General features: G+C 70.0%; 9 protein-coding genes and 1 pseudogene. 6 read left to right on the top strand and 4 right to left on the bottom strand.

Translation table 11 applies throughout. The annotated features are described in order from the left end of the window. Window positions 1-114 (bottom strand): annotated as a pseudogene (locus I53_RS34375) (ABC transporter ATP-binding protein); the annotation flags it as partial. A gap of 395 nt (window positions 115-509) precedes the next feature. Here I53_RS34375 and I53_RS28830 point away from each other — a divergent pair. The 3 genes from I53_RS28830 (at window position 510) to I53_RS28840 (ending at window position 2,057) form a co-directional block, all read left to right on the top strand. Continuing rightward, window positions 510-722, top strand: a complete 213-nt coding sequence (locus I53_RS28830; RefSeq protein WP_043357519.1) for a hypothetical protein — start codon at window positions 510-512, stop codon at window positions 720-722. 464 nt (window positions 723-1,186) lie between these two features. After that, complete coding sequence (locus tag I53_RS28835) at window positions 1,187-1,552, top strand: hypothetical protein (protein WP_236952768.1); 366 nt, start codon at window positions 1,187-1,189, stop codon at window positions 1,550-1,552. 52 nt (window positions 1,553-1,604) lie between these two features. Further along, window positions 1,605-2,057 carry a hypothetical protein gene (locus I53_RS28840; RefSeq protein ID WP_043357521.1) on the top strand — a complete coding sequence of 151 codons (453 nt, stop codon included), beginning with the start codon at window positions 1,605-1,607 and terminating at the stop codon, window positions 2,055-2,057. Between the two features lie 27 nt (window positions 2,058-2,084). Here the strand turns inward: I53_RS28840 and I53_RS28845 are convergent, their stop codons facing one another. The 3 genes from I53_RS28845 to I53_RS28855 all read right to left on the bottom strand — a co-directional run bounded on the left by I53_RS28845 (window position 2,085) and on the right by I53_RS28855 (window position 3,150). Further along, on the bottom strand, window positions 2,085-2,396 hold the full coding sequence (locus I53_RS28845; RefSeq protein WP_043357523.1) for a hypothetical protein: 312 nt from the start codon (window positions 2,394-2,396) through the stop codon (window positions 2,085-2,087). 86 nt (window positions 2,397-2,482) lie between these two features. Then, window positions 2,483-2,890, bottom strand: a complete 408-nt coding sequence (locus tag I53_RS28850; protein WP_043357525.1) for a hypothetical protein — start codon at window positions 2,888-2,890, stop codon at window positions 2,483-2,485. Further along, window positions 2,890-3,150, bottom strand: a complete 261-nt coding sequence (locus tag I53_RS28855; protein ID WP_043357527.1) for a hypothetical protein — start codon at window positions 3,148-3,150, stop codon at window positions 2,890-2,892. Before I53_RS28855 ends, I53_RS28850 begins: the two co-directional genes overlap by 1 nt. A 514-nt stretch (window positions 3,151-3,664) precedes the next feature. On the opposite strand from I53_RS28855, the gene I53_RS28860 reads away from it, so the two are divergent. From I53_RS28860 to I53_RS28870, 3 genes are all read left to right on the top strand, one after another. Then, window positions 3,665-4,093: a MucR family transcriptional regulator gene (locus I53_RS28860; protein ID WP_051045116.1), complete on the top strand. Its 429-nt coding sequence runs from the start codon at window positions 3,665-3,667 to the stop codon at window positions 4,091-4,093. A gap of 230 nt (window positions 4,094-4,323) precedes the next feature. Continuing rightward, window positions 4,324-4,569, top strand: coding sequence for a hypothetical protein (locus I53_RS28865; protein ID WP_043357529.1), 246 nt, complete (start codon window positions 4,324-4,326; stop codon window positions 4,567-4,569). Between the two features lie 250 nt (window positions 4,570-4,819). Beyond that, window positions 4,820-5,278, top strand: a 459-nt coding sequence (locus I53_RS28870) for an MFS transporter (RefSeq protein ID WP_043357531.1), incomplete at its 3' end; no start/stop codon positions are given.

A 5,278-nucleotide genomic window follows, 5' to 3' on the forward strand; every position in this document is an offset into this window, starting at 1 on the left:
GATGGCGCCGCGGTGCATCACGGCGATCCGGTCGCAGATCGTGGCGGCCACCCGCAGGTCGTGGGTGATGAACAGCATCGCCAGGGACAGGCGCTGCTTCAGATCCTCCAGCAGGTCCCCGGCCTCCTCACCGGCAACACCGCCTACGTGCTGCAGGGCGGCCTCGTGGTGTCGGCGCTGGCCCTCCTGATCGATGCCGGCTTCCGCCATGTCGAGCGCGGGGCGGCACGCCGGGCTGGATTTCGTTCCTAGACGCGACTAAAACGCCAGCGGGGCCGTACGCGCGGCCCTGGGGCGTGGAACCCCCTGTCTGATGGTTGGTGCCGACCAGAACGGCACCCGCATCCTTGGCCATACGGTCGGGGAGCCTGCGACGCATGTCCAGGCGTTCCGGCGCTAAAGGTCGTAGGGACCGTTCAGACACGGTTTTCCAACTCCCCGACTCGGGATGGTCGAAGGCTCGTTCGCGGGGGCGCACCGCGGATCAGAGCCCGCCGGGGGGATGGACCATGGGCTCCAGCGATCCCGAAACGCGCGGACGTCAGCTCGCCCGGCTGCGCGCGGCCTACGAGGGCCGTCCGGGGCGGTCGGACCGCGCCGGCAGTGGCGCGCGGCACTCGCGGGCGCTCTTGGGACGGATCCTCGTGGTGCTCGGCGGCCTGCCGGACGGGACCGGCTTGCCGGTGATCGGTCCGGGCGGGGACGGACGCGCCCGCTCGTAGCATCGGCCCGCCCACGCGCCGGAATCGCGCGGCATGACCGGCCCCAGACGCACGGCGGGCCAGGCGCATATGGACCGCCAGCCGGCCCGGCAGCGATGGCGACGCGCAGATCGAGCGACAAAAACTGTCAAAATCCAAACATATTGAATATTTAAACTCGCTATAACAATATTAACTCGACGCACACGATTCGTTCGGCCGTCGTCCAATTGCGCGATCGATGCCGACCGGTCTTGAAAGCGTCGGACTGGGAGGTCGTCATGACACGAAGGACCATCCACACAGCATTCGCCCCAGGACTCTCCGCTGTCGCGCTCGTCCTGATGCTGCCCGCTGCCATAACGGCCCGCGCCGAGGACATGCCGCGACAGGGCGATTTCAGAATCACTTACACATCGACAAATATCTCTGCGCCAAAACCTGTCGCCATCGGCGACAATCGAACGGCTTCGGCGACGATCAACATGATGACCGCCGTCAACGAATCGGGCGGGCGGCTCCTGCACAACATGGCCGGACGCTGCACCTCCGCCCCGCTGATCGACACCGCCGCCAAGACCCTCGAGAATCACGGCTATTGCGACTACGTCGACGCCGACGGCGACCACGTCTTCGAGAAGTGGGACTATCCGGTCCAGCCCCTGGGCGCGGTCAACGAGGGCACGGGCGAGTGGATCGGCGGAACCGGCAAGTACGCCGGCATCTCCGGGACCATGAAGATCCGCTCCCGACGGCTGAACTCCCTCACGGACGGCGCCATCCAGGTGGTCGGCGAGAAGCTCGGCAGCTACAGCTTCACCAACGCGGTGGCCAGCGCGAAGCGGGACTGACAGGTTCGGGGCGACGGGACAGGCGGGCCGACTTGGCGGTAAGACGCCGTTCATGACGCCCGCCGACCGAGACCGGTTCGAAAAATGCCTCGCCCTCGCCGCCCAGGGCGCCACGATGGGCGAGCGCGCGGCCGCCCGGGCCGCCGCCGAGCGCATCGCCCGGGGCGCGGGCCTCACCTTCGCCGAGGCGGCCGAAGGGCTCCGGCGGACGGGACAGGAATCCGCCCACCGGGCGACCCGTCCGCCACCGCCCCGGCGGTCCTATCCCTGGGCGCAACCCAAGGCGCCGGTGACGCCCATCACGGTCGAGGAACTGCTCCACCAGAAGGCCGAGACGGAGGCGTGGCAGAAGCGGTCGGCGGCCGCCGCCGACCGCCGCCGGAAGCGGGAGCGCGCCGACCAGGACGCCTACGTGGCGGAGCAGCGCGCCCGGCAGGCGGAGCGCGACCGGGACTGGGCCCGCACCCGCACGGATCCTCCGGCCGCGCCGGGGGACGAGGCCTGAGCGTCCCTCGGCCGGCGGAGAGCCGTCTCAGCGGCGGGGCTGCGGACGCGCGCTCCGGTGCGCCCGCACCCGGCGATGGCGCGGGGCGACCCGCGGCGTGGCCTGCGGCGCCGCTGCGGCGGCCGGGGGACCGGGCGCGACGCCGTCATGGGCCGCGACGATCCGGCGGGCCTCCTCGACGCTCATGTCGCAGGCGCTCGTCATGCCCTGCAGGGCGCCCAGGGCGCGGTTGTATTCGGGAAGGTTGGTGCATCCGGGAACGCCCCACGCCCAGGCGGGAGCCGGCACTATCCCCACCGCCGCCAGCACGAGGGCGACAAGACCGTTCCTGATCGACACGGATGCTCCTCCGCTCCCCGAGACCTGGATTCCGGCCCCCGGCGGGGAAACGCGGTCACACCGGTGGCGGGTTCACCGCCGCCGGGTCAGGCCCCGCCGCACATGTGCTGGGAGTCGGGCAGAGTCCAGGAATCCAGCGTGCGCAGGTTGGTCGTCGTATACATCTTGCCGCGATCGTCGCCCTTGGGGCAGCCGGTCGGCAGGGCGACGAGGCAGGTCATCACCCGATCGCCAACCCGCGACCGCGCGATCGCGTCGATATAGGCGTAGGAGACGCCGTAGACGCCGTTCTTGAGATCGACGCTCGTCCCCTCGTCGATCCCGTCGCCCTTCGGCTTCACGAGCTTGTCGCTGAACCGCGTCCCGATCCGCGAGATCGTGGTCGCCACGCAGGTGCCGACCCGTGTCGGCATCTGCGCCGCGGCGGTGCCGGGGGCGAGCCCGAGACCGACGACGAGCGCGCCCGCCAGAACCACACCCGCCCGGCCCCCCATCAGGCGGCTTCGAGCAGGAAATTGGCCCGCCGGAACATCAGCTCGCGCCGGTAGAGGTAGACGCCGCCCCGCCGCATCGCCGCATGCGCCGCGTCCGCATCGAACCCGTACGGCTTGTCCCGCGCGGTATCGATGCAGCCCACATACATCCAGTGCACACCGTCGATGATCGCCGGGATCGGCTGGTCTTGTCGGACGGCGCAGAACTGCTCACCGTCCGTGGCCGCCACGAAAATGTAGAAGGTCTTCCGCGCGCACATCCGAACCTCCAGAGGTCTCGGGGGTGTAACCGCAAGGCAACGGTCAAGCGATAAACTGATTCCGCCGCAATAGTCAAGCTTCTGCCACATTTTCGTCACGCCCGAGACAGAACCGGCGCAGCCTCACACCCGCCACCCTTCGAGTATCGGCCGTGCCCGAGAGCCCGCCCCGTCCGGCGCGCCACCCATCGCGAACGAGGCATGACCCGGCAAGGTCCGGCGCCGGCTCGGATCCATCGACGGCTCGGCCCCGTCGGACCGTCGCATCGGCCGCGCTCCTTCGCCCAGCTTCAGGCAGCCGCACATTCCCTGCGCCCGACGGTGGACCACCCCGGCGCGAAGGCCGGAAACCTCAGACAACAGCGCAGACCGATAAGCCTTCGGATCCGTCTCTCTAAGATCTCAATAAAATTTTGTATGCATAATAAGAGGGTTACCGGACATGCGAACAAGTATTGACAGGCCATAATGTACGAGTAGTCATAAGGACCGAGCGAGGTTGCCGGGACCAGAGATGCGATCGATCGCGTGGCCGAAAGACCAAGACCATCTCGAATCGACGATCAGCGAGGTCGCGGTGCGCGTCGTCACGGCCTACCTGTCGAACAACGCAATTCCTCATACCAGCCTGCCGCCGCTTCTGGCCACCGTGCACGGCGCCCTGTTCGCACTGACAGACCGGCCGAAGGCCGCCGAGATCCCCTATGAGCAGCCGACCCCCGCGCAGATCCGTCGGTCGGTCCGCCCGGACGGCATCGTCAGCTTCATCGACGGCCGATCTTACAAGACCTTGAAGCGGCATCTCACGGCGCATGGGCTGACGCCGGCCTCGTATCGCGCGCGCTACGGGCTGCCGGAGGACTACCCGATGACCGCACCCGGCTATGCCGAGCGACGCTCGGAAATCGCCAAGGCGATCCGGCTCGGCCGCAACGCGGCCTGACCGGCGCGATCCCCGGCGCCCCCCGGCTGCCGCGCGGCACCCCGACCGCGCCCGCGCACGATGGCCGGGCGAGCTCCCGCCGGGAGCCTCACCGGGCTCGGCGGACCAGCCTCGCGCTCGCCCGTGAACCGATCGTCCGCGTGGACGTAGATACCCCGGACCTATGACGCGCGCCGGCGATGCTGGAACCGTCCGCTGGGACGGCGCGATCAGGCGAGGGGAATACGGGCATGAAGGGTCTGTCGGGCTGCGTCGTCATCCTGTCCCTGCTCGGCGGGGGAGCGGCCTCCGCACAGACCGTCCTGGCGCCATCCGGCGACTCGGCCGTGACGCAGCCCGGTGGGACGGCCGGTCGCTCCGCACGACGCAACATCCGGGAGGCCTACCGCAACGGCGACGTGATCGGCCATCGGCCCGGCCCGGTCGCTCCCGTATCGCAGCGCGATCGATCTCGGCACACGCAACCGCGCTTCTAGCCGGCGGCTGCGGACCCTATCAGCGCGGCGCGCGCCCAGGCCGGCTTCGCTCCGTCGGCGGAACGAGCGGGAGGCAGGGCCGTCCGCGGCAGCCGGCCGGCCTGCGCGGCGCCGGATCTCGTGTGACCCGCGACAGCAGCGCATCGTGCGTTTGTGAGCGCCGCCACGTTTCCCGGTTCGAGGCGCGCAGCTATGGCGGTGCGGCACCGGTTGCGCGCACGCTCCGGTCGGGAGAGGACACACGCCCGTGATGGACGCCCGCCTGCAGGCTGCGACGCCCTCCGATAGCGCCGCGCCCGCGGCCGGATCGGTGGTGGCCGTCACGCGGCGGCTCGATACCCTCCCGATCACGCGGCTCCACGTGGCGGCGCTCGCTGTCTGCACGCTGGGCCTGTTCACCGACATCGCCGAGGTCGCCTTGAGCAACGCCTTGGCGGCCATCTTCCTCGCACCGCCCCCACACATGCCACGGGGCAGCCTCTCGCTGCTCCTCGCCTCCGTCTTCGCCGGTGGGGCGGTGGGCGCCCCCTTCTTCGGGATCCTGGGTGATCGCTTCGGCCGCAGGCGCGCCCTTCAGGCCTCCCTGGCGCTGATGGCCGCCGGATCTCTGGCGGCCGGCGCGAGCCAGGGGCTCACGGCGCTGACGCTCGCCCGCACGGTCTCGGGTTTCGCGATCGGCGGGTTTCCGCCCCTCGTCGGGAACTACCTC

Source organism: Methylobacterium sp. B1 (assembly GCF_000333255.1).
Lineage (GTDB): Bacteria > Pseudomonadota > Alphaproteobacteria > Rhizobiales > Beijerinckiaceae > Methylobacterium > Methylobacterium fujisawaense.